Origin of the sequence: Cellulosimicrobium cellulans (genome assembly GCF_024124905.1) — a bacterium.
Classification (GTDB): domain Bacteria; phylum Actinomycetota; class Actinomycetes; order Actinomycetales; family Cellulomonadaceae; genus Cellulosimicrobium; species Cellulosimicrobium cellulans_G.
This window is the reverse complement of sequence record NZ_JAMXST010000003.1, coordinates 129,532-156,501: the sequence shown is the minus strand read 5'-3', so window position 1 is coordinate 156,501 and position 26,970 is coordinate 129,532. Positions and strand designations below refer to the sequence as shown.

General features: G+C 71.9%; 20 protein-coding genes. 9 read left to right on the top strand and 11 right to left on the bottom strand.

Annotated elements, in window-relative coordinates; all coding sequences use genetic code 11:
* Positions 1–24: 24 nt before the first annotated feature.
* The 3 genes from gnd to dnaA all read right to left on the bottom strand — a co-directional run bounded on the left by gnd (position 25) and on the right by dnaA (position 4,547).
* Positions 25–930 carry a phosphogluconate dehydrogenase (NAD(+)-dependent, decarboxylating) gene (gnd, locus tag NHH00_RS09390; protein WP_253051591.1) on the bottom strand — a complete coding sequence of 302 codons (906 nt, stop codon included), beginning with the start codon at positions 928–930 and terminating at the stop codon, positions 25–27.
* Between the two features lie 61 nt (positions 931–991).
* A complete protein-coding gene (gene dnaN, locus NHH00_RS09385; protein WP_141389782.1) occupies positions 992–2,122 on the bottom strand; it encodes a DNA polymerase III subunit beta in 1,131 nt (376 codons plus the stop codon).
* A 1,006-nt stretch (positions 2,123–3,128) separates the two neighbouring features.
* Positions 3,129–4,547: a chromosomal replication initiator protein DnaA gene (gene dnaA / locus NHH00_RS09380; protein WP_253051590.1), complete on the bottom strand. Its 1,419-nt coding sequence runs from the start codon at positions 4,545–4,547 to the stop codon at positions 3,129–3,131.
* 546 nt (positions 4,548–5,093) lie between these two features.
* Between dnaA and rpmH the strand changes: the two genes are divergently transcribed.
* The 8 genes from rpmH (at position 5,094) to NHH00_RS09340 (ending at position 11,337) form a co-directional block, all read left to right on the top strand.
* Positions 5,094–5,231 carry a 50S ribosomal protein L34 gene (gene rpmH, locus NHH00_RS09375; protein WP_034225701.1) on the top strand — a complete coding sequence of 46 codons (138 nt, stop codon included), beginning with the start codon at positions 5,094–5,096 and terminating at the stop codon, positions 5,229–5,231.
* Positions 5,232–5,237: 6 nt separating this feature from the next.
* Positions 5,238–5,606, top strand: a complete 369-nt coding sequence (gene rnpA / locus NHH00_RS09370) for a ribonuclease P protein component (RefSeq protein WP_253051589.1) — start codon at positions 5,238–5,240, stop codon at positions 5,604–5,606.
* Complete coding sequence (gene yidD / locus NHH00_RS09365; protein WP_253051588.1) at positions 5,603–5,935, top strand: membrane protein insertion efficiency factor YidD; 333 nt, start codon at positions 5,603–5,605, stop codon at positions 5,933–5,935. Before rnpA ends, yidD begins: the two co-directional genes overlap by 4 nt.
* 60 nt (positions 5,936–5,995) lie before the next feature.
* Positions 5,996–7,090, top strand: a complete 1,095-nt coding sequence (yidC, locus tag NHH00_RS09360) for a membrane protein insertase YidC (RefSeq protein WP_253051587.1) — start codon at positions 5,996–5,998, stop codon at positions 7,088–7,090.
* 38 nt (positions 7,091–7,128) lie between these two features.
* Positions 7,129–7,656: a Jag family protein gene (locus NHH00_RS09355; protein WP_253052476.1), complete on the top strand. Its 528-nt coding sequence runs from the start codon at positions 7,129–7,131 to the stop codon at positions 7,654–7,656.
* Between the two features lie 294 nt (positions 7,657–7,950).
* A complete protein-coding gene (gene rsmG / locus NHH00_RS09350) occupies positions 7,951–8,643 on the top strand; it encodes a 16S rRNA (guanine(527)-N(7))-methyltransferase RsmG (protein WP_308202288.1) in 693 nt (230 codons plus the stop codon).
* A 238-nt stretch (positions 8,644–8,881) separates the two neighbouring features.
* Positions 8,882–9,943, top strand: coding sequence for a ParA family protein (locus NHH00_RS09345; RefSeq protein WP_253051586.1), 1,062 nt, complete (start codon positions 8,882–8,884; stop codon positions 9,941–9,943).
* On the top strand, positions 9,940–11,337 hold the full coding sequence (locus tag NHH00_RS09340; protein ID WP_253051585.1) for a ParB/RepB/Spo0J family partition protein: 1,398 nt from the start codon (positions 9,940–9,942) through the stop codon (positions 11,335–11,337). The genes NHH00_RS09345 and NHH00_RS09340 overlap by 4 nt, the downstream gene beginning before the upstream one ends.
* 2,922 nt (positions 11,338–14,259) lie before the next feature.
* On the opposite strand, the gene NHH00_RS09330 is transcribed toward NHH00_RS09340, so the two are convergent.
* The 8 genes from NHH00_RS09330 to NHH00_RS09295 all read right to left on the bottom strand — a co-directional run bounded on the left by NHH00_RS09330 (position 14,260) and on the right by NHH00_RS09295 (position 25,304).
* Positions 14,260–15,204, bottom strand: coding sequence for a D-alanine--D-alanine ligase family protein (locus tag NHH00_RS09330; RefSeq protein ID WP_253052472.1), 945 nt, complete (start codon positions 15,202–15,204; stop codon positions 14,260–14,262).
* Between the two features lie 180 nt (positions 15,205–15,384).
* Positions 15,385–16,737, bottom strand: a complete 1,353-nt coding sequence (locus NHH00_RS09325) for an aminotransferase-like domain-containing protein (protein WP_374614700.1) — start codon at positions 16,735–16,737, stop codon at positions 15,385–15,387.
* Positions 16,738–16,814: 77 nt separating this feature from the next.
* Positions 16,815–17,147 (bottom strand): thioredoxin, encoded by a 333-nt coding sequence (trxA, locus tag NHH00_RS09320; protein ID WP_087470418.1) that lies wholly within the window; start codon positions 17,145–17,147, stop codon positions 16,815–16,817.
* A 39-nt stretch (positions 17,148–17,186) separates the two neighbouring features.
* Positions 17,187–18,215 (bottom strand): thioredoxin-disulfide reductase, encoded by a 1,029-nt coding sequence (trxB, locus tag NHH00_RS09315; protein ID WP_253051584.1) that lies wholly within the window; start codon positions 18,213–18,215, stop codon positions 17,187–17,189.
* 187 nt (positions 18,216–18,402) lie between these two features.
* Entirely contained in the window at positions 18,403–20,271 is a 1,869-nt protein-coding gene (locus NHH00_RS09310; RefSeq protein ID WP_253051583.1) for a protein kinase family protein, read from the bottom strand.
* Positions 20,272–20,368: 97 nt separating this feature from the next.
* Positions 20,369–22,285 (bottom strand): murein biosynthesis integral membrane protein MurJ, encoded by a 1,917-nt coding sequence (gene murJ, locus NHH00_RS09305; RefSeq protein ID WP_308202286.1) that lies wholly within the window; start codon positions 22,283–22,285, stop codon positions 20,369–20,371.
* Positions 22,282–24,588 (bottom strand): DUF6049 family protein, encoded by a 2,307-nt coding sequence (locus tag NHH00_RS09300; RefSeq protein ID WP_253051582.1) that lies wholly within the window; start codon positions 24,586–24,588, stop codon positions 22,282–22,284. Before NHH00_RS09300 ends, murJ begins: the two co-directional genes overlap by 4 nt.
* Positions 24,585–25,304 carry an NUDIX hydrolase gene (locus tag NHH00_RS09295; RefSeq protein ID WP_374614697.1) on the bottom strand — a complete coding sequence of 240 codons (720 nt, stop codon included), beginning with the start codon at positions 25,302–25,304 and terminating at the stop codon, positions 24,585–24,587. The genes NHH00_RS09300 and NHH00_RS09295 overlap by 4 nt, the downstream gene beginning before the upstream one ends.
* Before the next feature lie 150 nt (positions 25,305–25,454).
* Here NHH00_RS09295 and NHH00_RS09290 point away from each other — a divergent pair, with 150 nt between their 5' ends.
* Complete coding sequence (locus NHH00_RS09290; RefSeq protein WP_290445201.1) at positions 25,455–26,909, top strand: CCA tRNA nucleotidyltransferase; 1,455 nt, start codon at positions 25,455–25,457, stop codon at positions 26,907–26,909.
* Positions 26,910–26,970 lie beyond the last annotated feature (61 nt).

Here is a 26,970-nt window from a genome sequence, read left to right as displayed (position 1 = left end):
GACGTGCCGGGGACGGCCGACCGGTCAGGCCGGGTCGGCGGCCTTCACGGCGTGCCCGCCGAACTGCTGGCGCAGCGCGGCGACGGCCTTGAGGGCAGGGGACTGCTCCTGGCGCGAGGCGAAGCGCGCGAACAGCGCCGCCGAGATCACGGGCAGCGGAACGGCGTTGTCGATGGCCTCGTCGACCGTCCAGCGGCCCTCGCCCGAGTCGTCGACCCAGTCGTCGATCGCGGCGAGCTGCGGGTCCTCCTCGAGCGCCTTCACGAAGAGGTCGAGGAGCCAGGACCGCACGACCGTCCCGCGCGTCCACGCCTTCATCGTGCCGTGCACGTCCTTGACCAGCCCGCTCTTCGCGGCGAGGAGCTCGTAGCCCTCCGCGTAGGCCTGCATGAGGCCGTACTCGATGCCGTTGTGGACCATCTTCGCGAAGTGCCCGGCGCCGACCTCGCCCGCGTGGACGAAGCCCTCCTCGCGCGGCCCCTCCGGGCGCAGGGCGTCGAACACCGGCATGGCGGCCTCGACGTGCGTGCGGTCGCCGCCCACCATGAGGCCGTAGCCGTTCTCGAGCCCCCAGACCCCGCCGGAGACGCCGACGTCGAGGTAGCCGACGCCCTTCTCGCTCAGCTCGGCGGCACGCGCCTGGTCCTCGGCGTAGTACGAGTTGCCGCCCTCGATGACGAAGTCGCCCGCGCCGAGCAGGCCGCCCAGCTCGGTCACGACGCTCCGGGTCGGCTCGCCCGCCGGGACCATGACCCACACGATCCGCGGGCCGTCGTCGGGCAGGGCCGCGACGAGCTCGGCGAGGGTCGCGACGTCCGACACCTCGGGCCGCGGGTCGTAACCCACCACCTCGATGCCGGCGGCGCGGATGCGCGCCCGCATGTTGTTGCCCATCTTGCCGAGGCCGACGAGTCCGATGCGCGTGACCATGCGAGTCCTCCGGGGTGCGGTGATGCGGTCGGGGCGGTGGTGCGAGAGCGGTCCTCGCGGGTCAGCCCGCGAAGCGGATCGGCACGAGCAGGTAGCGGTAGTGCGACGAGTCCTCGCCGTCGAGCGAGTCCTGCCCGGTGAACTCCACGGGCTTGTTCGGGTGTGTGAAGCTCAGGCGCACGAAGTCCGTGCCGAGGGCTCCGAGACCGTCGAGGAGGAACTGCGGGTTGAACGCCACCGAGATGTCCTCGCCCACGAGCACCGCCTCCAGCGCCTCGGACGCCTGCGCGTCGTCTCCCTGGCCCGCGTCGAGCACGACCTGCCCGTCCGTGAACGACAGCCGGATCGGCGTGTTGCGCTCGGCGACGAGCGACACGCGCTTGGCCGCGTCGATGAGCGGGGCCGTCGGGACGACCGCGTGGATCGGGGTCTCGTCGGGGAACAGCCGGCGGACCGCCGGGTAGTCCCCGTCGACGAGCTGCGACGTGGTGTGGCGGCCTCCGGCCTCGAAGCCGATGAGGTCGACCCCGGCGCCCGTGTTCAGGCCGACGTTCACGAGACCCGAGCTGCCGAGAGACTTCGCCACGTCGTTGAGCGTGCGGGCACGGACGAGGGCGACCGCCGAGTAGCTGGGGGTGACCGGGGTCCACGTGAGCTCGCGGAGCGCCAGGCGGTAGCGGTCCGTGGCGAGGAGCGTGATCTTCTCGCCCTCGATCTCCACCCGTACGCCGGTGAGCAGGGGGAGCGTGTCGTCGCGGCTCGCCGCCACCGTGACCTGCGCGACGGCGTTCGTCAGCTCGTCGCCGGAGACGGTGCCGGAGAGCTCGGGCATGGCGGGCAGCGCCGGGTACTCGTCCACAGGCATGGTGAGGAGCGTGAAGCGGCTCGCGCCGCACGTCACCGTGACCTTGTTGCCCTCGAGGACGACGTCGACCGGCTTCGCGGGGAGCGCGCGGGAGATCTCGGCGAGCAGACGGCCCGACACGAGCACCGTGCCGGGCTCGCTCACCTCGGCGGGGATCTCCGAGCGGGCCGAGACCTCGTAGTCGAAGCTCGACAGGCCGATCGTCCCGGACGCGTCCGCCTCGAGCCGCACGCCGGCGAGCACCGGGGCCGGTGGGCGGGTCGGCAGGGTCCGCGCCGTCCAGGTCACCGCGTCGGCCAGGACATCACGCTCAACCCGGAACTTCATCCCACACCCTCTCGTCCCAACGTCCTGATCGGACTCGATCTTCACATGTGCCGTCCGGCCCCGCCTCGGCGCCCGGACCGTCGTCGGGCCGGGCGCGTCCTGGCCGCTCGCGGGAAGGCCCGTGGGCGGTGGACGCGAGGAGCTCGGGTCGCAGGTCCGCGCACACGTGTCGTGCATGAACCCTACGCGAGGAGCCGGTCGGGAGGAACTGGAACGACGGGCCTGTGGATGGTCCCGTGCGCTGATCGCGTCGTGGCGTCGCGCCGTGCGTCCCGACGCTCGTCGACGGCCGTCTGGTGGTGGGTGCGGCATCGTGGTCGGGTCGGTGGTCGGGCGGAGGCGCGGGTCGGCCGCCGGAGCCTGATGAAGGCGTGTGGAATTTCCCCCTAGATCAAACCTTCGTCGTCGTCATAGGGGTTGTGGAATGCGTGGAAAACGGGTGTCGTCGCAGGTCAAGCGGCAGAAATGCGTGTGGACGAACCCGTGGCCCCGCTGTGGGAAAGTCGCACGGCCTGTGGGTGGACGATCTGTCCCCACACGCCGTCCACCGATCGGCGCCTCGTCGTCCACACCGTAGGGCCTGTCGTCCACAGTTATCCACAGAAGCGTGCACAGCGGAGTGGTCCGGGTGCCGTCCACAGTCTGTGCACGACGTGCCGTTTCCACAGCAGTACCGGGGAAAACGCACGATACTGCGCCGATCGTGGGGCGCCGCTGCGCCGTGTGGTCGACCGAAGATCGCCAGATCACGCGGATGTCACAACGCACAGGTGGCCTGTGGATGACTGTGGACAACTCGACCCACACGCTGTGTACGAAGGCGTGCGAAGGGCGTCGCGGGCCTCGTGGTGTCGTTCGGGAGGGCTGTATCCACAGGATGATGCACCCCGGTGGGCATCTCTGTGGATCTGTGGGGGTCGCTCGGGACGGCGACGAGCGGGCGTCCCGGAGCGCGGTGGACCACGGCCCGGACCACGGGATGCGCGGCCGGGCCCGGCATCGCGTCTCAGCCTCGGTGCTGCTGCTTGATCCTGCTCGTCAGCTCCGTGACCTGGTTGTAGGTCGACCGTCGCTCGGCCATCTGCTCGGTGATCTTGCGGTTCGCGTGCATGACCGTCGTGTGGTCGCGGCCGCCGAACTGCTGCCCGATCTTCGGCAGGGACAGGTCGGTCAGCTCGCGGCACAGGTACATGGCGATCTGCCGTGCCGTGACCAGGACGCGCGAGCGCGAGCTCCCGCAGAGGTCGTCGATCGTCAGGCCGAAGTACGCGGCCGTCTGCGCGATGATCGCGGCAGGGGTGATCTCGGCGCTGTCCTCGTCGGTGATGAGGTCCTTGAGGACGATCTCGGCGAGCGGGAGGTCCACCTGCTGCCGGTTCAGGTTCGCGAAGGCGGTCACGCGGATCAGCGCGCCCTCGAGCTCGCGGATGTTCGTCGAGATGCGAGACCCGATGTAGGAGAGCACGTCGTCCGGGGCGGCGAGCCGCTCGCTCGACGCCTTCTTCCGCAGGATCGCGATGCGGGTCTCGAGGTCCGGCGGCTGGACGTCGGTGATGAGACCCCACTCGAACCGGGAACGGAGCCGGTCCTCGAACCCGTTGAGCTGCTTGGGCGGGAGGTCGGACGTGATGACGACCTGCTTGTTGGCGTTGTGCAGGGCGTTGAAGGTGTGGAAGAACTCCTCCATCGTCTGTTCCTTGCCCTGGAGGAACTGGATGTCGTCGATGAGCAGCACGTCGACGTCCCGGTAGCGGCGCTGGAACGCGCCGGCCTTGCCCTCGCCGATGGAGTTGATGAAGTCGTTGGTGAACTCCTCCGAGTTCACGTAGCGCACGCGGACGTTGGGGTACAGGTTGTGCGCGTAGTGGCCGATCGCGTGCAGCAGGTGCGTCTTGCCGAGACCCGAGTCTCCGTAGATGAACAGCGGGTTGTAGGCCTTGGCGGGTGCCTCCGCCACCGCGACGGCCGCGGCGTGCGCGAACCGGTTCGACGACCCGATGACGAACGTCTCGAAGACGTACTTGGGGTTGAGCCTGCTCGGCTCGGCCTGCGGTCGGGGCGGGGGAGGGGGCGGGAGGTCGGGCAGGCCGTCGTCCGGCTCGATGTACGGCCGCTCGACGGCGGGGCGGGACGCGGGAGCGACGACCGGGTCCGAGCTGAGCTCCGGGTCCACCGTGATCCCGAAGCGGACGTCGCGGCCGAGGCACGACGACATCGCCGTCACGAGCTCGTCGCGCACGCGGGTCTCGAGATAGGTGCGGGTCTGCTCGTGCGGCACCGCGATGAAGACCGTGTCGTCCAGGATCGCGAGAGGCTTGGCGAGGCGGATGAAGGCGATCTGCCGTGGCGTGATGTCCGGGCTCGCCTCGAGGATGCTCAGGGTCTGCACCCAGACGTCGGCGATGTTCTCGTCCGGGTTGGCCACGGGCAGTTCCTCACAGGTCGAGGGTGTGCGTCGGCGCGCGGAGCCGACCGTCGAGCGCGCGCTGACGGGCCGGGCGGGGTGCGCCGACGAAGGAAGGTCACGGGTGTGGTGATGCTGAGGTCGATCGTGCCATGGGAACCCCTCGTCCACATAGTTGTCCACAGGCTGTGGGTTGTAGGGTGAGCCTGCTCTCAGCGCCCGGAGGATGCCGTGGCGACCGCGACGGTGCGGCACCCCGCGCCGCGAGGTATCTCACGTCTCCTGGTTTGACCCGGTGGGGTCGCGCAGCGTAACGTCAGACAGCCGTTCCAGGTGTTCTTGGCGCGCCCGCGTGGAGGAGACTCGACACGAGGCCTCGCGTCGTGAGCTGACTGCACGGATCCGGTGCCCCCAGCAATGGCCCACTCGATCTGCGTGCCTGGACGGCGTGCGTGCGGGAGACCGCACGATGCACCACCTGAACCACCGACAGGCTCCAACCGGGACCTGTCACTGCATCGTCGAGGACATAGACGGTGTACCTCCCCGACGTTCTTGGAGTACCTCGTGAGCAAGCGGACCTTCCAGCCGAACAACCGGCGCCGGGCGAAGACCCACGGCTTCCGGCTGCGCATGCGGACCCGTGCCGGCCGCGCCATCCTGGCTGCCCGCCGTCGCAAGGGCCGCACCGAGCTCTCTGCCTGATCCCACGTGCTCCCCGCGGCGCACCGACTGCGCCGTTCCGTCGATTTCGAGCGGGCGGTGCGCCGCGGCGTGCGTGCGGGTAGGTCGACCGTGGTCGTGCACCTCTCGGAGGATCTCGAGGGGGATGCGCAGCCACAGGTCGGCTTCGTCGTCTCCAAGGCAGTGGGGAACGCGGTGCACCGCAACCTCGTGAAGCGTCGTCTGCGTGCCGCGGCCGCGGCACGCCTCGACGTGCTGCCCGCGCACGGACGTGCTGTCGTCCGAGCGCTTCCCGCCTCGGCGTCGTCGTCCTTCGACGCCCTGAGCGCCGACCTCGACCGCGGCCTCCAGAACGCGGTCCGGCGACTCCACGAACGCTCGGGCGTGGATCGATGACGACCACGCACCCGGTCGACGCTCCCGGCGTGGAGTCCCCCGAGGACGCCGGCGGAGCTCCCGGCATCGTGCGTCGCGTCGTCGCCGTGCTGCGTCGCGTCCCGGCGCTCACCCTCATCGGCATGATCCGGGCCTACCAGTCGGTGATCTCGCCGATGACGGGTCCCACGTGCAAGTACTACCCGTCCTGCTCCCAGTACGCCCTCACGGCGGTGCGTCGTCACGGCGCCCTGCGCGGAACGGGCCTCGCCCTCTGGCGGCTGCTGCGCTGCAACCCCTGGAGCCTCGGTGGGGTCGACGACGTTCCGCCGGCACGACACACGCACTAGTCCCGAGCCCCGTAGCGGGCGATTCACAAGCTTTGTCCGAAGTTGAGGGAGCAGTCACTGATGGACTTCTTCGCGTTCCTCGCCCCGATCGAGTGGGTCGTGGCGTGGATCATGTACCTGTGTCACCAGGGTCTGGTGTTCCTCGGGTTCTCCGACGGCCCGGGCCCCGCGTGGGTCCTGTCGATCGTCGGGCTCGTCATCATCATCCGCATCCTGCTGATCCCGCTGTTCTTCAAGCAGATCAAGGCGTCGCGCGGCATGCAGATGCTGCAGCCCGAGATGCAGGCGATCCAGAAGAAGTACAAGGGGAAGACGGACCCGGCGTCCCGTGAGGCGATGAGCCGCGAGACGATGGAGCTCTACCGGAAGCACGGGACGAACCCGTTCGCGTCGTGCATGCCGATCCTGCTGCAGTCGCCGATCTTCTTTGCGCTCTTCCGCGTGCTGAACGGGCTCGTGCCGATCTCCGACGGTTCCGCCAAGCCGATCGGCCCGATCGACGCGTCGGTCGCGTCCGACATCGAGAGCTCGTCCGTGTTCGGGGCCCAGCTCTCCGACGTCTTCCTGCGGACCGACGACCTGCAGACCAAGATCGTCATCGCCGTGCTCATCGTCGCGATGTGCGCCACCACGTTCTTCACGCAGCGCCAGCTCACCATGAAGAACATGCCGAAGGCCGCCCTCGAGGGCCCGATGGCGTCGACGCAGAAGATGATGCTCTACGTCTTCCCGTTCATCTTCGCGGTCTCGGGCGTCAACTTCCCGGTCGGCGTCCTCGTCTACTGGACGACGACGAACCTCTGGTCGATGGGGCAGCAGTTCTACACGATCCGGCGCATGCCTGCGCCGGGCTCCGAGGCCGAGCGCCTGCTCAAGGAGCGTCAGGCCCGCAAGCGTGCCGCGAAGGGCATCGTCGAGGATGCGACGCCCGTGATCGAGCAGCCGCGCGGCCAGCGTCAGCAGCCGAAGCGCAAGGATCGGCAGAAGGGTGCCGCTCCGGCGCGGCCCGCGGCGTCGTCGTCGACGCGCTCTGAGGACGCACCGGTGGAGGACGCGCCCGTGGTTGAGGACGGCCCTGTGACGGACAACGGCGCGAAGGGCTCGTCGTCTCCCGCGACGCCGAAGCCCGCGCCCAAGAAGAAGAAGCAGAAGTAGACCCGCGCCCGAGCGCGCCCGCCGTGAGGAGCACCGTCATGACGCCTACCGAGACCCCCGCGCCCGAAGAGGCCGCAACCGACGAGTCGTCGCGCGAGACCACCCGCCTGGAGGAGGAGGGCGAGATCGCCGCGGACTACCTCGAGGAACTGCTCGATATCGCCGACCTCGACGGTGACATCGACATCGACGTCGAGCACGACCGTGCAGCGGTCGAGATCGTCGCCGACGACCCTGCGGCGTTGCGTTCCCTCGTGGGTGACGGCGGGGAGGTTCTCGACGCTCTTCAGGAGCTGACGCGTCTTGCCGTGCAGGCGCGGACCGGGGAGCGCAGCCGTCTGATGCTCGATGTCGCCGGTTTCCGCGCGGACCGTCGACGTGAGCTCACCGCACGGGCCGAGGAGGCCATCTCCCGCGTCCAGTCGGGCGGTGCGAAGGTCTCGTTGGAGCCGCTGAACGCGTTCGAGCGCAAGGTGATTCACGACGCCGTCGCCGCAGCCGGCCTGCGGAGCGACTCCGAGGGCGTCGAGCCGCAGCGCTACGTGGTGATCTACCCCGCGGACTGACGCCGCTCTCTCCGTGCTCGACGTTCGCCCCTCGTTTCACGTGAAACGAGGGGCGAACGTCGTCGTGGCGACCATATCCCCGGATGTCGGCCCGGACGGGTGGTCGTGAGCATGGCGTCGTCGTGCTCTGGGATGCGGTCGGGGCGTGACGGTACGACCTCCGCAATCAAGCGCCTCCGCATTCCTGGGCGGCTCATGCCGGGATCGACGTCGTGCCTGGTCGACCTCGCGGAGTATGGAGGGTCACCTGCTGAGCGGGAACGCCGCCGGGCGTTTCACGTGAAACGATGTGGCGTGCCCATTGACGAGGAGGCAGAAGAGCCGATGCACGACCAGGCTGACGGCAACGCAGAGCCGGAGATCTCGCGGGAGGCAATGGCCGAGTACTTCGGTGCGTCGTTCCCGACCGTCGAGCGGTTCGCGGACCGGCTGCGTGACGAGGGTGAGCTACGCGGGCTCATCGGGCCCCGCGAGGTCCCCCGCATCTGGGACCGGCACATCCTGAACTCCGCCGCGGTCGTCCCGTTCCTCCCAGAGTCCGGTCTTATCGCGGACATCGGGTCAGGCGCAGGTCTCCCGGGGGTGGTGATCGCCGCGATGCGTCCAGAGGCCACCGTCTACCTGATCGAGCCGATGGAGCGTCGGTGTGCCTGGTTGTCGGAGATCGCGACGGACCTGAACCTCGCGAACATCGAGGTCAAGCGGGGGCGCGCCGAGGAGTACCACGATGCGTTCGAGTGCGATGCCGTGACGTCGCGCGCCGTGGCCGCGTTGGACAAGCTGGTGCGGCTCTCGCTACCGCTCGTCCGACCGGGCGGGGAGATGATCGTCCTCAAGGGTCGAAACGTCATCCGAGAGATCGAGCCCGCCCGCAAGGTACTGCGCCGACTCAAGGGAAGTGAACCCGAGATCGTGGACGCACCGACGATCCCCGGTGTGGAGACCACGACTGTCGTGCGGATCGTGCGGCAGACTGGGTCACGCTGAACCTGTCCCTGTGCGCCGGCACGGCTGGTGCGACGACACGGGGACGACCCGCGCTCGACCTCCACCGATGAGTGGACCGGACGGCGCATGCTGGGAAGCGACGACGGAGAGGATGAGACGCGTGACGGAAAGCCCTGTCGACCCTGGGGAGCTTCAGGATCGGTCGGCGACCTCACTCTCCCCCGACGGCGGAGGGGCTCGGAGTTCCGGGAGCGAGGAGGACCGGAGAGCGGCGCTCATGGCAAGCCTGCCGATCACGGACGATTCGACGCCCCTCGCTGCTCAACTCGCCGAGGATGCCCGTCGTCGCATCGACCTCCAGGGTCGACGTTTCCCACGCCCCACATCGACGCGCATCATCACCGTGGCGAATCAGAAGGGCGGCGTGGGGAAGACCACCACGACGGTGAATCTCGCCGCCGGCCTCGCGCTGGCGGGATTGAACGTTCTCGTCATCGACAACGACCCCCAGGGAAACGCCTCCACAGCGCTCGGGGTCGAGCATCGCGCCGGGACGCCGTCCGTCTACGAGGTCCTGGTCGACGGCGACCCGTTGGCCAGCGCCGTGCAACAGTGCCCCGACATCCCGACGCTCTGGTGCGTGCCCGCGACGATCGACCTGTCCGGGGCCGAGATCGAGCTGGTCTCCCTCGTTTCACGTGAAACACGGCTTCGACGTGCCCTCGACGAGTACCTGGCAGAGCGCGAACGTGAGGGCCTGGCACCGATCGACTACGTCCTGGTGGACTGCCCTCCGAGCCTGGGCCTCCTCACGGTCAATGCGTTCGTCGTCGGTCGGGAGGTGCTCATCCCGATCCAGTGCGAGTACTACGCGCTCGAAGGACTGAGCCAGCTCCTGAAGACGATCGAGCTCATCAAGTCGCACCTCAATCCTGGCCTGCACGTGTCGACGATCCTTCTCACGATGTACGACGGCCGCACTAATCTCGCGCAGCAGGTGGCGGCGGAGGTCCGCGAGCACTTCCCCGACCAGACGCTGAGGACGACTGTCCCGCGCTCGGTCCGCATCTCGGAAGCGCCAAGTCACGGGCAGACGGTGATGACCTACGATCCCGGCTCGACGGGTGCGCTCGCCTATCTCGAGGCCGCGCGCGAGCTGACGCAACGGGGTGCCAACCGGCCGGAGGATCGCGATCTTGATGCGCTCCCGCAGCACGAGCCGAAGCGGGAGCAAGGTGTCGCAGCCGGGCCCGGCAGCGAGACACAGACGGTCCGAACGGAACACGAGTTCGCCGGCACCATCGGTGGTCCCGGCCTGCGGCAGGAGGAACTGCGATGAGCGAGAAGCGTCGAGGGCTCGGTCGGGGGCTCGGGGCTCTCATCCCGACGAGCTCGGAGGGGAAGCGTCCCGTCGACGTGTTCTTCCCGAGCCCGACGACGGACGAGCCGCGGACCGATGAGGCATCGAGTGACGGTGCGGCCACGGCCACGGCCACGGCCGCTGCTGCGGCGGCAGACGAGCAGGGCGCCGCGGAGAGCAGCGCGGGCGCCACACCCGTCGTGACCCTGGTCGCCGAGTCCGGTTCGGGGCCCGCTGACGTGGACTCGCTGACCTCGCTCTCTCCCCACGACCTCGCCGAGCTGGACGCGTTGAGCGTGGAGTCTCTGCCCGTGAGCGTCCCCGAGGTCGGGAACTCGCCGTCCGCGCGCGATGCGGACGACGACACCGCGGTGCACGACGGCGAGGCTTCCGACGCTGTTTCACGTGAAACGGTGACGGAGACCGCGACGGGTGAGGAAACGACGCGACGTCCTGTCGTCGAGTCGGCATCGGAGGTCCCTGCCGGCGAGGACACCGCCGTCTCCGAGGAGTGGACAGGGGGCGCCGCGGACGACCTCGTTCCGGTCCCCGGGGCAAGGTTCGCTGAGGTGCCGACGGCGTCCATCCGGCCGAACCCTCGTCAGCCGCGCACGGTCTTCGACGAGGGCGACCTCGACGAGCTGGTGGGATCGATCCGAGAGATCGGTGTCCTTCAGCCGATCGTCGTCCGGCCTGTTCCGGGGGAGGACGGCTCCTTCGAGCTGATCATGGGCGAGCGGCGCTGGCGCGCGACGCAGGCGGCCGGGCTCGACGTGATCCCCGCGATCATCCGCGAGACAGATGACGCGGACCTGCTGCGCGACGCGCTCCTCGAGAACCTGCACCGGAGCGCCCTCAACCCGTTGGAAGAGGCCGCGGCGTATCGCCAGCTGCTCGACGACTTCGGGTGCACCCACGAGGAGCTCGCAGAGCGGATCTCCCGCAGTCGTCCCCAGATCTCGAACACGCTGCGACTCCTGCGGCTCCCGCCGCTCGTGCAGCGTCGTGTCGCGGCCGGAGTCCTCTCCGCCGGACATGCCCGCGCCCTGCTCGGTCTGACCGACGGGGCTGAGATCGAGCGTCTCGCTCAGCGCATCGTCGCCGAGGGGCTCTCCGTGCGTGCGACCGAGGAGATCGTCGCGATGGGTGGTCTGGACGGTGAGCGTCGAGCTCCCCGTGCCCCGCGGGCTGGTCAACGATCCGCCGCGATCGACGAGCTCGCTCACCGGCTCTCGGACCGCTTCGAGACGCGGGTCAAGGTCGACCTCGGCAAGAACAAGGGGCGCCTGACCGTCGAGTTCGCGTCGGTAGAGGACCTCAACCGGATCCTGGACGTCATGGCACCGGACGACCCGGGCCTCCTGCGCAAGTAGTCGGGGAGCATTCGTCTGGGTCTGGGTCTGGGTCTGGGTCTGGGTCTGGGTCTGGGTCTGGGTCTGGGTCTGGGTCTGGGTCTGGGCCTCGGCCTCGGCTGGCCCTGGGCCTCGGCTGGCCCTGGCTTGGGCCCGCGCTGGGTCTAGCCCTCTTCGGAGTTGGCTCAGCGTCGGAGGCTCCCGACCGGCCCAACCGCGCCGCGGCAGGCGGGGGATGTCCAGATCGGCCTTTCTCACGACGCTGCGGGCGACAGTGGCGGAGTCGGGTCCGTGCGCTGGCCTTGCGCCACGTCGCTGGCGCAGATGAGGAGTTCCCGCAGATCCGTCGTCTCGCGTCGGCGGGCGCGCCCTGGCCCATCATCGTGGGGGAGGGGAGTGCCTCGCCCCCGAACGACGTTGAGAGAGTGTCTGCGGTTGCGCTTCGAGGTGCGGTGTCTGGGAGCACCAGTGGCGCCCGGGTGCCCGTCGCGACGCCGGCACAACCTTCTACACAGCGGTCCGCGTGAAACTCCTAGCCGTCGCGGTTCCTGAGGGCTTGGACGTTTCACGTGGAACAGGCGGCGAGAGAGGGATTCGAGAAGCGTGTCGACCCGCCCTCACTGGGTCGGCCGAGTTCCTGTCGAGCCACCTTCGCCGGATCGGTCGAGCAAGGCTCGTCCGAGAGAACTGGCTCGTCGGTGCCCCCGTCGCCGAGCACGTGGTACCTCGCACGGGCATCGCCGGAAGATGACCGCGCCCTTGCACGCTCTGAGCGCACGGCCGAGCCGAGACGCTGGGTCTCGCCGGAACGCCGCCGTGGCGCGACAAGGCGGGCTGGCCGGAACGTTGCCACGCGACAACAACGTCCGCGCGCCGCGCGAGCTCGAACGATGCCCGCGCGCGCCGCGGGAGCTCGCCCGAACCCCCGACGTACGCAGCACCCAGCCCCTCCTTGCCCGCGGGGTTGCCGCACGTGCACGCCCGGGTCCGCGGCGGCCCCGCCGTCGTCGCGAGGTCGCCCGTCCCGTCAGGGCTCGCGTCGTCGACGACGAGCACTCCTGCGTCCGGCGCCGCCGCAGGCAGGCGTGCGAGCGTGCCCGGGCGGGGGCAGCGTCTCGTCGCACGTGGGTCCAGCGTGTCGCGATCGGAGCGGTGCAGCAGCTCGGGGGCGGCGACCTGCTCCGTCGTTTCACGTGGAACATCGCGTACCCGAGCACCGCGGGGGGGGGCCGCACAGATCAGCTCCTCGTCCGGCAGCGCATCGGCCGGTTCGGCAACGGGCCCTCGCCGTGCTGCTCGCGATGGCTGGTCGGCAGCGACGAGCACGCGCGGATCAGGGCCACTCGCCGCGCGGCCCGCGTGGGACGCGAGATTCCAAGGGACGGCGCGCCACCGCTTGCCGAGAACCTGGCCTCGACCAGCGGTCGCCGGCATGGCGTCGGCACTTCGCGTGGCACAACGGTCGCTGCGCGGTTCCCTGGCGTCGTTTCACGTGAAACCCCGGCCCCAGCCTCGTGCGGGACGACGCCTCAGGTAGCGCGGGATGCGCCTGGCAGGGGAGGGATGGATCTCTGTTTCACGTGAAACGGAGTTCCAGCGCCGCGTGGCGATCGATCGGGAACCGTCGTCCATTCACCGAGCCCGCGAAGCGTCTGCGGCACTCGTTCCATATCGTCCTGGTGAGACCAGTCCAGCGCTTTGGCGCGGCAGCAGGGAGCGGATTCCCCCTGAGGGGGATCGCACACCGGCGTGCAGAGGTCCCCACCGGGACCCCAACGCAGCGTCACCGAAACAGAGGGGCCCGGGACGACGGTGAGCGGATGGCCCCGGGGCGACGGGCCGGCCGCTGAGGCGCGGACGACGCGAAGCGTCCATGAGCTTGGGCAACGACAGCTCCGGAGTGCTCGCATCTCTCCTGTTCCCGCACGGCGGGGGCGCCGGAGTCCGTCCTGGTCGATATCCTGCGTCGAGGCCCGAGGCCCGAGGCCCGAGGCCCGAGGCCCGAGGCCCGAGGCCCGAGGCCCGAGGCCCGAGGCCCGAGGCCCGAGGCCCGAGGCCCGACACTGACAGCCACAGCTGCCGAGAAGCGGACTCCGACGGGGCGACGGACTCCACGCGCCAGGAGAGGTAACTGTCGCTCCCGTCGGCGAGCGGGCGAGATCGCTGTGCACAGAAGCAGGCTCGATTCTCGATCCCAACCAGGCGGTGGCGCGGAGATCCGCCGCGCGCAGGGATCTCCGACTCAGCAGGTGACGGTGTCGGACGTACAGCGTCGCGCGAAGAGCGGCGGCACACCGACGAGTGCCTGCCTCGAGCATGGGCCCTCGCCGGCACGCACCCGCCGGTCGTCCGCGCGAGCGCCCAACGGGAGCGAGCGTCGACCGTGTCCGAGCGTTCTGTCGAAGCGAGCATCGACCGTGTGCTGAGCCGGGAGCGTCGGAGCGGACTCAACGGCACCCGACCCATGTCGCGATCGCGACCGAGGCGCCGTCGCATCACCGAGAGGTCGACTTCGGCCACGGTGGGGACTCGACACGACACGACCACGTCGGGTCGACGAGGTCGAACGTACCGTCGTCCAGGACGACGACGTCGTCCGAGCGCCAGGAGGGAGGCTCGACGCGTGCGATCCGTCCCGCGAGCTCGTGGCCCGGACTCAGCTACCGCTCGAGCTCGCAGAGCTCAGCAGCCCAGTCCTCCGCGGGTCGTCCCGGACCTCGCCGCCGCCGCTCACTGCCCGAGGGCCTGAGCCCCACCACGGATCGATCCCGCCATCGCCCCGTGACGAGAGGCGCATCGTCCGCCGAGCACCGGATCGGAAAGCCTCGAGGTCGGGGGCGAGGACGGCGGCGAGGACGGTCCGGCGCCGGCGAGAGCCCATCGACACTCGACGTTCCACGTGAAATACGGGGCGCACGGGGCGCACGGGGCGGTCGAGGACGCTCAGCGGCGCACGTGGGTGTGGACGAGCGAGCGGTAGAGGTGACCCAGATCGAGGCCGGCGGCACGCGCGGCCTGGGGGAGGAGCGACGTCTCGGTCATGCCCGGTGCGACGTTGACCTCGAGGAACTGCACCACTCCGTCGGGGTCGAGGATGACGTCCGTGCGGGAGAGGTCGCGCAGCCCGAGCGCGGCGTGCGCACGCACCGCGACCTCGCGGACGATGTCCAGCACGTCGTCGTCCAGACGTGCGGGGGCGAAGTACTCGGTCCGCCCGGGGTTGTACCGCGCGTCGAAGTCGTACGTGCCCGTCGTGACGATCTCGACCGGGGGCAGCGCTTCGGGACCGGTGCCGACGTCGACGACGCTGACCGCGAGCTCGACGCCACGCACCGCGCGCTCGATCAGGGCGACGTCCCCGTAGGCGAAGCAGTCGACCATGGCGCGCGGGAGCTGGTCCGCTCGCTCGACCAGGGTGACACCGAGCGCCGAACCGCCATGGGTCGGCTTGACGACGAGGGGGAGGCCGAGCCGGGCCACGACCGCGTCCAGGACGGGCTGGGCGCCGAGCTCGCGGAAGAGGCTCTGGGGGAGGGTCACGTACTCGGGCGTGCACAGGCCCGCGCCGAGCACGACGCTCTTCGCGACGGGCTTGCTCCACGCCGAGCGGCTCTCCCGCGGTCCGGTCCCCACGTAGGGCACGCCGACGAGCTCGAGCACGTCGCGGATGGAGCCGTCCTCGCCGCTCGCGCCGTGCAGGAGCGGCCACACGACATCAGGGCGGGTCGCATCGAGGAACGGGAGGAGGTCCGCGTCGACGTCGTGGACCGTCACCTCGAGGCCGGCAGCGCGCAGGCTCTCGGCGACGCGGCGTCCGGACCGCAACGAGACGTCGCGCTCGTGGGACAGCCCGCCCGCGAGAATGACCACGTGGTTGCCCGCGGGCACCTCGTCATCGGGCCGGAGAAGGCGAAGGTGCTGGTCAGGGCGTTGCGCGTCGGTCTCGGCCGCGCCACCGGCCTCGTCCGCCGTCGTCGGGGTGCTCGTGGTCGTGTCCACTGTTGACGGACTCCTGTTCGGTGCCGGCGTCGCCCGGTAGGGTCCGCTCGGCGTCGTGGTGTAAGAGCTTCAGGCCAGGTCGGGCGACGGGTTCTCGACGTCCGTGACGTCAGGGTCGAGCTCGGCGTTCGTCCCGAAGATCTCGACGAGCTCCTGCTCGGCGTTGACGACGCCGGCGAGGCGCCGAACTCCCTCACGGATCCGCTCGGGGGTCGGGAAGCAGTACGAGAGGCGCACGTGGCTCGAGCCCGTGCCGTCCGCGTAGAACGCCGTGCCGGGGACGTAGGCGACGCGGGCCGTCACGGCGCGCGGCAGCATCGATCGGGCGTCGAGGCCCTCGGGGAGCTGCACCCACGTGTAGAAGCCACCGTCCGGGACGGTCCAGCGGGCCGACGGGAGATGCTCCGAGAGCGCACCGATCATCGCGTCGCGCCGCTCCCGGTAGAGCTCGCGGAACTGCTTGATCTGGCCCTTCCAGTCGCACGTGTCGAGGTAGGCGGCGATCGCGAGCTGTGACGCGTTGGAGGGGCACAGGATCGCCGACTCGCTCGCGAGCACGAGCTTCTCGCGCACCGCGTGCGGCGCGACCACCCAGCCGACCCGGTACCCGGGGGCGAAGGTCTTGGAGAAGGACCCGAGATAGAGGACGCCGTCCTCGTCGAGCGACCGCAGCGCGGGGAGCGTCTGGCCGTCGAAGCCGAGGAGCCCGTAGGGGTTGTCCTCGATGACGAGGACGCCGTAGCGCTGCGCGATCTCCAGGATGCGCGGGCGGCGCTCCGCGGTGAGGGTCACACCGGCAGGGTTGTGGAAGTTGGGCACGGTGTAGAGCAGCTTGACGCGTCGGCCGTCGGCGGCGAGACGGGCGAGCGTCTCCTCCAGCGCCTCGGGGACGAGGCCGTGCTCGTCGAGGGGCACGTGTACGACGTCGGCCTGGTACGACCGGAACACGCCGAGGGCGCCGACGTAGCTCGGTGCCTCGGCGACGACGACGTCACCGGGGTCGACGAAGATCCGGGTCACGAGGTCCAGGGCCTGCTGCGAGCCCGTCGTCACGACCACGTCGTCGGGGTGGCACTCGATCCCCTCGAGCCGGACCACGTCGAGGATCTGCTCGCGGAGCGTCTCGTCGCCCTGCCCGGACCCGTACTGGAGCGCGGTCGCGCCGCGCGTCGCGACGAGCCGCTGCATGGTGTCGGCGATCTGGTCGAGCGGGAGTCCTTCGAGGTACGGCATCCCGCCGGCGAGCGACACGACCTCGGGGCGGTTCGCCACGGCGAACAGCGCCCGGATCTCCGACGCTCGCATCCCGTGCGCTCGCTCTGCGTAGGCACCGAACCACGGGTCGAGGCGGGTGCCGCCGGGAGCGGGCTGCTGCGGGGGAGTCGTCGGTCCAGTCACGACCCCCAGTGTCGCACGGTGCATCGGGGGATCCCGTGAAGACGCCGGAGGGCGGACCGCGGTGCGCGCGGTCCGCCCTCCGGGCAGTGATCGGGTGCGGCTCAGACCGCCGTGGCGAGCACGGCGTCGATCTCCTCGGTGAGCGCGCGCTTGGGGCGCGCCCCGATGATCGACTTCTGCAGCTCGCCGCCCACGTAGACGTTGAGCGTCGGGATCGACACGATCCCGTAGGCACCGGTCGTCTCGGGGTTGGCGTCCGTGTCGAGCTTGGCGATCTTGATCTTGCCGTCGTACTCCTCGGCGAGCTCTTCGAGGATCGGCGCGACCTGGCGGCACGGGCCGCACCACGTCGCCCAGAAGTCGACGAGGACGGGGACTTCGGACTCGAGGACCTCGGCACGGAACGTGTCGTCGGTGACCGGAACGGTCGGCATGGTGACCTCCTGCGGTAGGACTCGGTGGGTGAGGGACGCTCAGGCCTGCAGCTCGGCGAGCGCCTCGGGCAGCTCGTCGGGGTTCGGCGTGGTCGGCGTGCCGGCGAGGTCCTCCAGGCCGGCGGCGTCGGCGAGCTCGGTGAGGTAGCGCTGTGCGTCGAGCGCGGCCGCGCAGCCGGAGCCCGCCGCCGTGATGGCCTGGCGGTAGGTGTGGTCGACGGCGTCGCCGCACGCGAACACGCCCTCGAGGTTGGTCGCGGTGGTGCGCCCGACGACCTGGATGTAGCCCTCGTCGTCCAGGTCGATCTGTCCCTTGACGAGCTCGGTGCGGGGCTCGTGCCCGATCGCGACGAACAGGCCCGTCGCGGGGAGCTCGCGCTCCTCGCCGGTGACGGTGTCGCGCAGGGTCACGCCCTCGACCTTGTTCTCGCCGTCGATCCCGGTGACCTCGCTGTTCCAGGCGAACTCGATCTTCGGGTCGTTCAGGGCTCGGTCGGCCATGATCTTCGAGGCGCGCAGCTCGTCGCGACGGTGCACCACGGTCACCTTCTCGGCGAAGCGGGTGAGGAACGTGGCCTCCTCCATCGCGGAGTCCCCGCCGCCGACGACGGCGATGTGCTGGTCGCGGAAGAAGAACCCGTCGCACGTCGCGCACCACGAGACGCCGCGGCCGGACAGGCGCTTCTCGTCGTCCAGGCCGAGCTCGCGGTACGCGGACCCGGTCGCGAGGATGACGGCGCGGGCACGGTAGGTGTCGCCGTTGCCCGTCACGACGGTCTTGACCGGGCCCTCGAGGTCCAGCAGCGTGGCGTCGTCCCACTCGATGCGCGCGCCGAACCGCTCGGCCTGCTTGCGCATGTTCTCCATGAGGTCGGGGCCCATGATCCCGTCGGGGAACCCGGGGAAGTTCTCGACGTCCGTCGTGTTCATCAGCGCGCCACCGGCGGTGACCGAGCCCGCGAGCACGAGCGGGGCCAGCCCCGCGCGCGCCGCGTAGATCGCCGCGGTGTACCCCGCGGGACCGGACCCGACGACGATCAGGTTCTGGACGGCAGACTGCTCGGTCACGTGCTCTCCTCGATGCTCGGTGCGTGGCGGCCGACCACGCGAGAGTGTGAACGCCGCTGGGGCGGCTTCTGTTCCACGGTACGGGTGTTCGGCACGCTACGGGGACCGGGCGCACGGCGCGCGGGCCGTCCACGCACCGTGGGTGGGTGACGGCCGGACCGGGGTCAGGTCCTCCGGCGACCGGAGGTCAGGAGATGAGGATCTCGTTGATCTCCGCGCGGAACTCCCCGGACGGGTTCTGCGGCAGCTCGGTGAACCACAGCACGATCGACTCCGCCTCGACGGGCTGGTCGAACGTGAACTCCGCACCGGGGGCGAGCGGCCCGGAGGCGAGGACCGGGCCCTCCGTGGGGGCGTCCGGGCTCGTGGCACGGATCTCGACGTTGCCGCCGGTGACGGCCGTGTCGAGTACGACCGTCGAGACCGGCGCCTTCTCCTCGAGCGTGACCGCGAACCCGATCCCGGTGCGCAGGCCGGCGAAGTTGGCGGCGTTGTACCGGCGCGAGAACCACGTGGTGTCGGGCTGCTGGTCGTAGGCGAGCGGGGCGAGCTCGGGGTGCTCCCCGTCGTTGTTCCCGGAGGCGTCGCCCTCGGGGTCCAGGGCCTGGCCCGAGGCGATCACGGGACGGACCTCCGTCGCCGGGGGCGCCTGCTCCCCCTCCGCGGTCTCTCCGTCACCCTCGGACGGGGCCTGCGACCCCTCGCCCGTGGGCTCCTCCTCGCTCGTCTGCAGAGCAGGCCCGAAGCCGTCGAACGCCGTGCCGACCGCCCACACGACACCCCAGACCACGAGGCCGAGGACGAGGACGAGGACGATCGGGGTCGCGTTGAAGCGGCGGGGACCGCGTCGGCGGGGTGCCGGCTCGCTCCAGGCCTGCGGCTCCTCCGTGACCGGGGGCACGGGCGGCGGCGCGGCCGCGTACTGGACGGGCGTTGCGCCGGCGTCGTACCCGACGGGCGGCGGGGGGACCGCGTAGGCCGCGGTCGCCGGGTCCGGTGCCGGCGGCGGGACCGCGGCGGTCGCACCCGTGGCGGCCCCGGCGGCGTACGCGACGCCCGGACCGGCGGACCCGGGCACGTCCCCCACGCGGTGGATGCGTCCGGTGGTCGGTCGTCGGACCGGGGGTGCGGGGGGAGGCGTGCCCGGGGGGGCGCTCGTCGCGCCGTCGAACGCCGTGCGGACGGACTGGCGGCTCACGCCCGCCGTCGCGGGCTGCACGAAGGACGGCAGGGCGGCGACGACCGAGACCTCGCCCCAGGGCTCGACCGCGCCGACGACGTCCGCGGGGGAGCGGGGCACGTCGCCCGCAGGCGGTGCCGTCCACTCCTCCGCCGTGCCCTGCGTGCCGGCGAAGGCACGCGCGCAGAGCGCGTCGAGCTCGGCCGGGACGTCGGGGCGGACGGCGGAGAGCGGCAGGATCTCGTCGCCCGCGCGCTGCGCGGGCAGCGGGTGGATGGCGTCGGGGGCGATCCAGGGCACGTCGAGGGACGGCCCGGCCCAGCGCGCGGTCATCGCGTAGTAGAGGAGGGCGACGAGCCCGACGGCGTCGGTGCGCGACGTCAGGTCGGCGTCGTGCTGGTCGTGCCCGGCCACTCCCGCGTCGAGGCCGAGGCCGGTGAGGAGGACGCGGCTGCCGTCGACGCGGACCGCGTCGGGTCGCAGCGCGAGGTGGTGGACCCCCCGTCGGCGGGCGACCTCGAGCGCGGCCGCGGCCTCGCCGACGATCGCGCGGGCCTGCTGCGGGTCGACGATGCCGCCCGCGACGACCTCGCTCAGCGTGATGCCCGTGTACCGCTCGGTCACGACGTACGCGACGCCGTCCTCCGTCCCGACGTCGAGGACGCGGGTCAGGCGCGGGTCGACGACGAGCGCGGCGCGCCGGGCGGAGTCGAGGGCGTCGGCGACGTGCGCGCCGGAGACCAGCGAGATCCGGACGGGCCGGTCGAGGATCTGGTCGTGCGCCGACCATGCGGTGACGTCCGACAGGTCGGACGCGAGCTGCTCGTCGAGCCGGTAGCGCGCGACGAGCAGTGTTCCTGGGGCCACGCCGTTCACCGGACCTCCTCCGTGGGACTCGTGGTCGACACACCATGGTACGCGGGCCCTGATTGCCCGCGTATCACCCGATTGGTTCCGGGCGGTCGGGCCGCGCTCACCGGCGCACGAGCCGTCGGACGCGGCCCACGACGGGCCCGGCGAGCTGGTCGAGCTCACGCACCCGCATGAGCTTGAGCCCGCCCGCGTAGACGGCCGTCATGACGGCCCCGGCGGCGGCCACCACGACGACGGCCTGCCACCACGAGAGCCCGTAGATGCCGTCCGGGCCGTCTCCGGTGAGGACGACGAACCCCCGCAGCACGCCCCAGCCCGCGACGGCGCTGACGACCGCGGCGAGGCCGGCCTTGACGTGGAGCCGCAGGATCCGGGCGCCGTCGAGCCCGCGCAGCGTGCGCCGCAGCCCGACGGTGCGCAGCGCGACGGCCACGAGGTTGGACACGCTCATCGCGAGGCCGATCCCCACGACCCAGAGCTGGGGCGCCAGGACCTGGGTCGCGAGCCAGGACACGCCGACGAGCACGAGCGTGCCCGGGACCTGGATCCAGAAGACCGTCCGGCCGTCCTCGAACGCGTAGTACACCCACTTCATGAGCACCATGCCGCCGAGCGGCACGAGCCCGAGCGCCATGGCCCGCAGCACCTCGGAGACCGCCTCGCCGGACGCGGCGTCGACGGAGGGGACGAGGAGCTTGGTGATCGGCAGGGCGAGGACGACCAGGACGACGGTCGCGAAGACCGTGAAGACCCCGACGGTGCGCACGCCGCGCGAGAGGTCGTGCCGGACGCGCGCGAGGTCGCCCGCGTGCGCGGCTGCGCTCATGCCCGTGAAGAGCGCCGTCGCGATCGACACCGTCACGAGCGAGTGCGGCAGCAGGTAGATCATGAGCGCCTGCGTGTAGGCCGCGTTGCCCGCGACCGCGAGCGCGCCGGAGAAGGCGTCCGGGGCGCCGGTGACGAGTCCGGTGACGGCGCCGAGGGTCCCGGGGTCGTCGCGGTAGGGCCCGAACGTCTGCGCGAGCGCCGCGCGCGGCGCCTCGCTCGCGAAGCGCGTGGTGAACAGGACGCCCACCTGCTCGAGGAGGACGGCGGCGAACGTCCAGAGCGCGACCTGGCCCGCGGAGCGCAGCCCGATCCCGTGGAGCCCGAACCGCAGGTGCCAGCGGAAGCCCGCCCGCCACAGGGGGACGACGAGGATGAGCGCCTGCGCCGCGACCCCGAGCGTCGCGGTCCCCGCGAGCAGCGCGATCTTGGGCCCGTCCCACTGCGTGAGGTCGTCGACGTTGCCCACCGCGGCGGGGCCGTAGATCGCGATGAACGCGCCGAACCCGACGATCGACACCACGTTGTTGAGCACGGGCGCCCACATGAACGGGCCGAACTGGCCCCGCGCGTTGAGCACCTGCCCGAGCAGCGTGTACAGCCCGTAGAAGAAGAGCTGTGGCGTGCACCAGAACGCGAAGGCGACCGCGAGCGACGTCTGCGGCGCGGTCCACCCCGGCCCGGTGTAGAGCGCGACGAGGATGCTCGACCCGGCCGTGAGCAGCGCCGAGAGGGCGATCAGCACGACGCCCGAGAGCGTGAGCAGCTTGTCGAGCCGCTCCTGGGTGTTGTGCGCGCGGTAGGCACGGACGATCTGCGGCACGAGGACGGCGTTGAGGACGCCGCCCGCGAGGATCGCGAAGAGGACGTTGGGGATCTTGTTCGCGACGTCGAACGCGTCGGCGACCAGGCCGGTGGTCCCGATCGCGGCGACCAGGAGGACGTTGCGCACGAGACCGAGCCCGCGCGAGACGAAGGTGCCCGACGCCATGAGCGCGGACGAGCGGCCGAGCCCGCCCGAACGGGGGGAGGGCGCCGCGGTGGCCCCGGCCTCCGCGGTCTCGTCCGGGGTGCCCGACGCCGCGGGGTCGCCCGGGAGCGCCCCGGACGGGACGACGTCGCGCGTCGTGCCGGGCCGCGTGCCGTGCCCGGCGCCGGCGGGCCGGACGTGCCGGGGCTGGTCCGGGCTCACTCGACGCGCTCCTCGTCCCGCCGGCCGGGCTGCGCTGCCGGCGCCGGGTCCTGCGCGGGCGGTGCCGGCTGGTCCACGGTGGCGCCCGCCAGACGGCGGGGCGAGCGGCCGCGCCGCACGGTGCGCCAGATCCCCGCGACCAGGGCGAGAGCCAGGAGCACGGCCACCACCACCGTACCGACCGACTCCCAGTCCGCTCGGACGCGCACGACGAACTCCTGCGGCTCCGCGACGCGGACCTGGGGCTGCGCCGCGCTGACGAGCTCGACCTCCACCGTGACGTTCCCGCTCCCGAACCCCTCGACGGGCACGCCGACGCTCGTCTCGGTCGCGACCAGGTCGCCGTCGGCGTCCCGCGTGGCCGCCGGGATCGTCACCGTCCTGCGCTCCGGGGCGCGCAGCCGCGGATCGTCGGGCCGGAGCACGACCTCGACGGTCGCGTCCTGCGCCAGGGTGCTGCGCACCCGGACCGGGAGGTCCTCCTGCTCGGCCACGAAGAGGAACGGGGTGCGCGTCTCCACGGAGAGCGTGCCCCGGACGGCGGCGGACTGCTGCTCGGCGTGCTGGACGGCGAGCACGCGCGACGGTTGCGCGGCACGGAACGCGACGGCGGTCGGCGTCACGAAGCCGGGCTCGAGCGGCCGTGTGATCGTCGCGGGGTCGGTGGCGACCGTCGCGAACGCGGCGAGGTCGGTGCGCGACCGGTCGAGAGCGCGGAGCTGGGCGACGGTGATCTCGCCCTCGGACGCGCCGGAGTCCGGGAGCGGCGCGCGCTCGACCGCGGGCGGCGCGGCCGCGAGGAGGTCGTCCACGGGGGCCAGGTCGACCCACGGGGCGGCCCGGAGGGCGTCGAGCCGTGCCGTGAAGACGGCCGGCTCGGCCTCCCAGCTCCGGGGCAGCGCGACGAGGACGTGGCGCTGCTCGGCCGGCCGCTCGCGGGCGATCACCGCGGTCTCGGCGAGGATCCGCTGCGTCGCCGTGACCCCCGAGCCGTCACCGGCGGACAGCAGGGCGGTGAGCACCGGGTCGGCGACGAGCGCCTTCACGGGCCCGGCGGCGGTCGACACGTCGGCGACCCCGGAGGGCGTGTACGTCAGCGACTCGTCCGGGACGAGCCCGCCGGGACCGACGACCGTCGCGGTCGCGCCCGACGCCGCGGCGAGCGTCGTCGTGGCCAGGTCGGGGACGGCGTCGCCCGGCCAGGCGAGGTCGGTCCGCCACCCGGCGGTCAGGCCGGTGGTGGAAGCGTCCGCGCCGTCGGCCACCTCGTCCGTGCCGGCCGTGTCGCCTGCCGTCGCGTCGTCCGTCGTCGTGCCGTCTGCCGTCGCGTCGTCGGGCGACGGCCCGTCGGTCGTCGGGTCGGTGGGGAGCGGGGTCCCCTCCGGCAGCGCGAGTCCCGCGTGCGCGAACGCCGCGACGTCCGGGTCGTAGGCGCGCAGGGCGAACGTGGACCGGCCCGCGGCGGCGGCACCCACGGCGTCGGCCCAGGCGTTCACCGCCGGGTCGGTCGCGCCCGTCGCCGCGGCGAGCAGGGCCGGGTCGGCGACCCACGCGACCTCCGGCGCCCCGCCGGTCGCCGCGAGCAGCCGCCCGAGGCGACCGTCCGTCCCCGTCGCGGTGGAGAGCGCGTCGTCGTACGCCTGGGGGTCCGGGTCCACCGGCGGACCGGTCATGGCGGCGACCACGCTCAGGCGCAGCGGCGTCACCTCGCTCGACGGCTCCCAGAGGACGAAGGTGCGCTGCACGGCCAGGCGTGCGCCGCCGTCGGACACCGTGAGGGAGATGCCGCGCGGGCCCCAGTCGCTGCCGGCGTTCAGGTTGAGCTCCGCGACCGGGACCGTGAGCGTCACGTCCGCGCTCGCGCCCGGTGCGAGCGGTGCTCCGAGGTCCTGGGTCGTGACGCCGACGCCGACGCGGCCGTCGGGCCCGGTCGTGGCCCAGCTCTCGAGAGCCGACCGGGTGCTCAGCACGCGCCGGTCGATGCCGAGCGCCACCTCCGGCGACCCGAGCGTCTCCGCGGTCCCGTTGGTCACGCGCGCGGTGACGGTGAGCGTGGCGCCCGGGCCGAGGACGGTCGGCTGCAGCGACGACACCTCGAGCGTCACCGCGTCCTCGGTCTCCGTGGCGGTGGTCGCCGTCGTCCCGGCGGCCGCGCCCGCCGCGGTGAGGGATCCGCCGAGCACGACGCCGACGGTCAGGACCAGGAGGACGACCAGGGCGACGAGGAGCCGAGCGGACCTGCCGAGGAGCGGGACCGACGCGGCGCCTGCGGGGCGCGCGCCGCTGCTGGGGGAGGGCGTCATGAGTGGTCGGTCGAGCTCCGTGGGGCGGGCGGTGCCTGGCCGCCGCGGCCGTCGTGCGGACGGCCGGGCGAGCGGACGATCGTCCGGGTCACCCTACTCTCGACCACCCCGTGGAACCGCGCCGGCCTGCCCTCCAGGACGCTCTGCGCGACGGCGGCGATCCTGCGCTCGTTCGGGTAGGCGAGGCGGTCGGGCAGGTCCGCCACGGGGATCCACGCGACGTCCTCGGCCTCCCCGTCCGGGTCACCCTCGACCGTGAGGTAGCCGCCCGTCGCGCGCAGGAGGAAGTGGTGGACGACCTTGTGCACGCGGCGGTCGTCGCCGGTGAACCAGTAGTCGATGACGCCGAGCGGCTCCTGCACCGCTCCGTGGATGCCCGTCTCCTCCGCGATCTCGCGGACCGCGGCCTGCTCTGGCGTCTCGTCGCCCTCGAGGTGACCCTTGGGCAGGCACCACTCGAGGCGTCCGCCCCGGTTGCGTCGCGCGATGATCGCCGCGCACACGTCGCCGCCGGCGATCGTGACGACGAGCCCGCCGGCCGAGACCTCGTCGACCACGGGCAGCGGTGGGGGCGCGGGGGCCGGGCGCGAGCGCGGGTCGATGCGCAGCGCGTGCCCGCCGGGCGGGGCGGGGACCGGGAGGGGCTGCCCGCGACCGTTGCCACGCCCGCCCGCCGGATCCCTCCGGGGCTCGTCGGCGTGCGCAGGGGTGGACATGTCCCAACTTTACCGAGTGGACGTCGGCTCCCCGGGACCGGCTCCCCGGTGCGGGCCTCGCATCTGGCAGGCTTGGGTGTCGTGCCCCAGCCTTCGTCGTCCCAGCCGTCGCCCCCGCCGGCATCTCAGCCGACGCCGCAGTCGCTCGACCTGCAGCGCCGCGCCCTCGCCGTCCTCACCGAGATGGCACCCGCGGCGATCGAGCTCGGCGAGGCGTTCCGCGCCGCCGGTCACGAGCTCGCGCTCGTCGGCGGACCCGTCCGCGACGCGTTCCTCGGACGGGCGAGCAACGACCTCGACTTCGCCACGTCCGCGTCGCCCGACGAGACCGAGGCGCTCCTCGCGCGCTGGGGCGACGCGCACTGGGACATCGGCAAGGAGTTCGGCACGATCGGCGCCAAGCGGTTCGGCCGGGGGGGAGCCGCCGACGACCTCGTCGTCGAGGTGACGACGTACCGCACGGACGAGTACGACCCGACGTCGCGCAAGCCGGCCGTCGCGTTCGGCGACACGCTCGAGGGAGACCTGTCGCGCCGGGACTTCACCGTCAACGCGATGGCGGTCCGGGTGCCGGAGATGACGTTCGTCGACCCCTTCGACGGCCTCGACGACCTCGCGCGCCGCGTGCTGCGCACGCCGATCGCCCCCGAGCGGTCGTTCGACGACGACCCGCTGCGCATGATGCGCGCCGCGCGCTTCGCGGCCCAGCTGGGGTTCGACGTCGACGGCGGGACGCTCGCCGCGCTCGTCCTCATGACCGAGCGCATCGAGATCGTGTCCGCCGAGCGCGTGCGGGACGAGCTCTCGAAGCTGCTGTGCGCGGCGTCGCCGCGCCGCGGGCTCGAGGTGCTCGTGGACACCGGCCTCGCCGACCACGTGCTGCCCGAGCTGCCCGCGCTCAAGCTCGAGATCGACGAGCACCACCGGCACAAGGACGTCTACGAGCACTCGCTCACGGTGCTCGACCAGGCGATCGCCCAGGAGACCGGGCCTGACGGCGCGGTCCCGGCCCCCGACCTCGTGCTCCGCCTCGCGGCGCTGCTGCACGACGTCGGCAAGCCGCCGACGCGGCGCTTCGAGCCGGGGGGCGGCGTGAGCTTCCACCACCACGAGGTCGTCGGGGCCAAGATGGTCGCCAAGCGCCTCAAGGCCCTGCGCTACGACAAGCAGGTCGTCAAGGACGTCGCACGGCTCGTCGAGCTGCACCTGCGCTTCCACGGGTACGGCGACGGCGCCTGGACCGACTCCGCCGTGCGCCGCTACGTGACCGACGCCGGCCCGCTGCTCGAGCGGCTGCACCGCCTCACGCGCGCCGACTGCACCACACGGAACCGGCGCAAGGCGCAGCGGCTGCGCGAGTCGTACGACGACCTCGAGCGCCGCATCGCCGCCCTCCAGGAGAAGGAGGAGCTCGACGCCGTCCGCCCGGACCTCGACGGCCAGCAGATCATGGCGATCCTCGGCATCCGGCCGGGACCGGTGGTGGGGAAGGCGTACAAGCACCTGCTGGAGCTCCGTCTCGACCGCGGGCCGGTCGACGAGGAGACCGCGCGCGCGGACCTCCTGGCCTGGTGGGCCAACCAACCGGAGTCGTCGACTTCCTGAGGTTGGTCTGCGCTGGGCCGAACACGACATGGGTGCCGTTATCGGGCTGATAACGGCACCC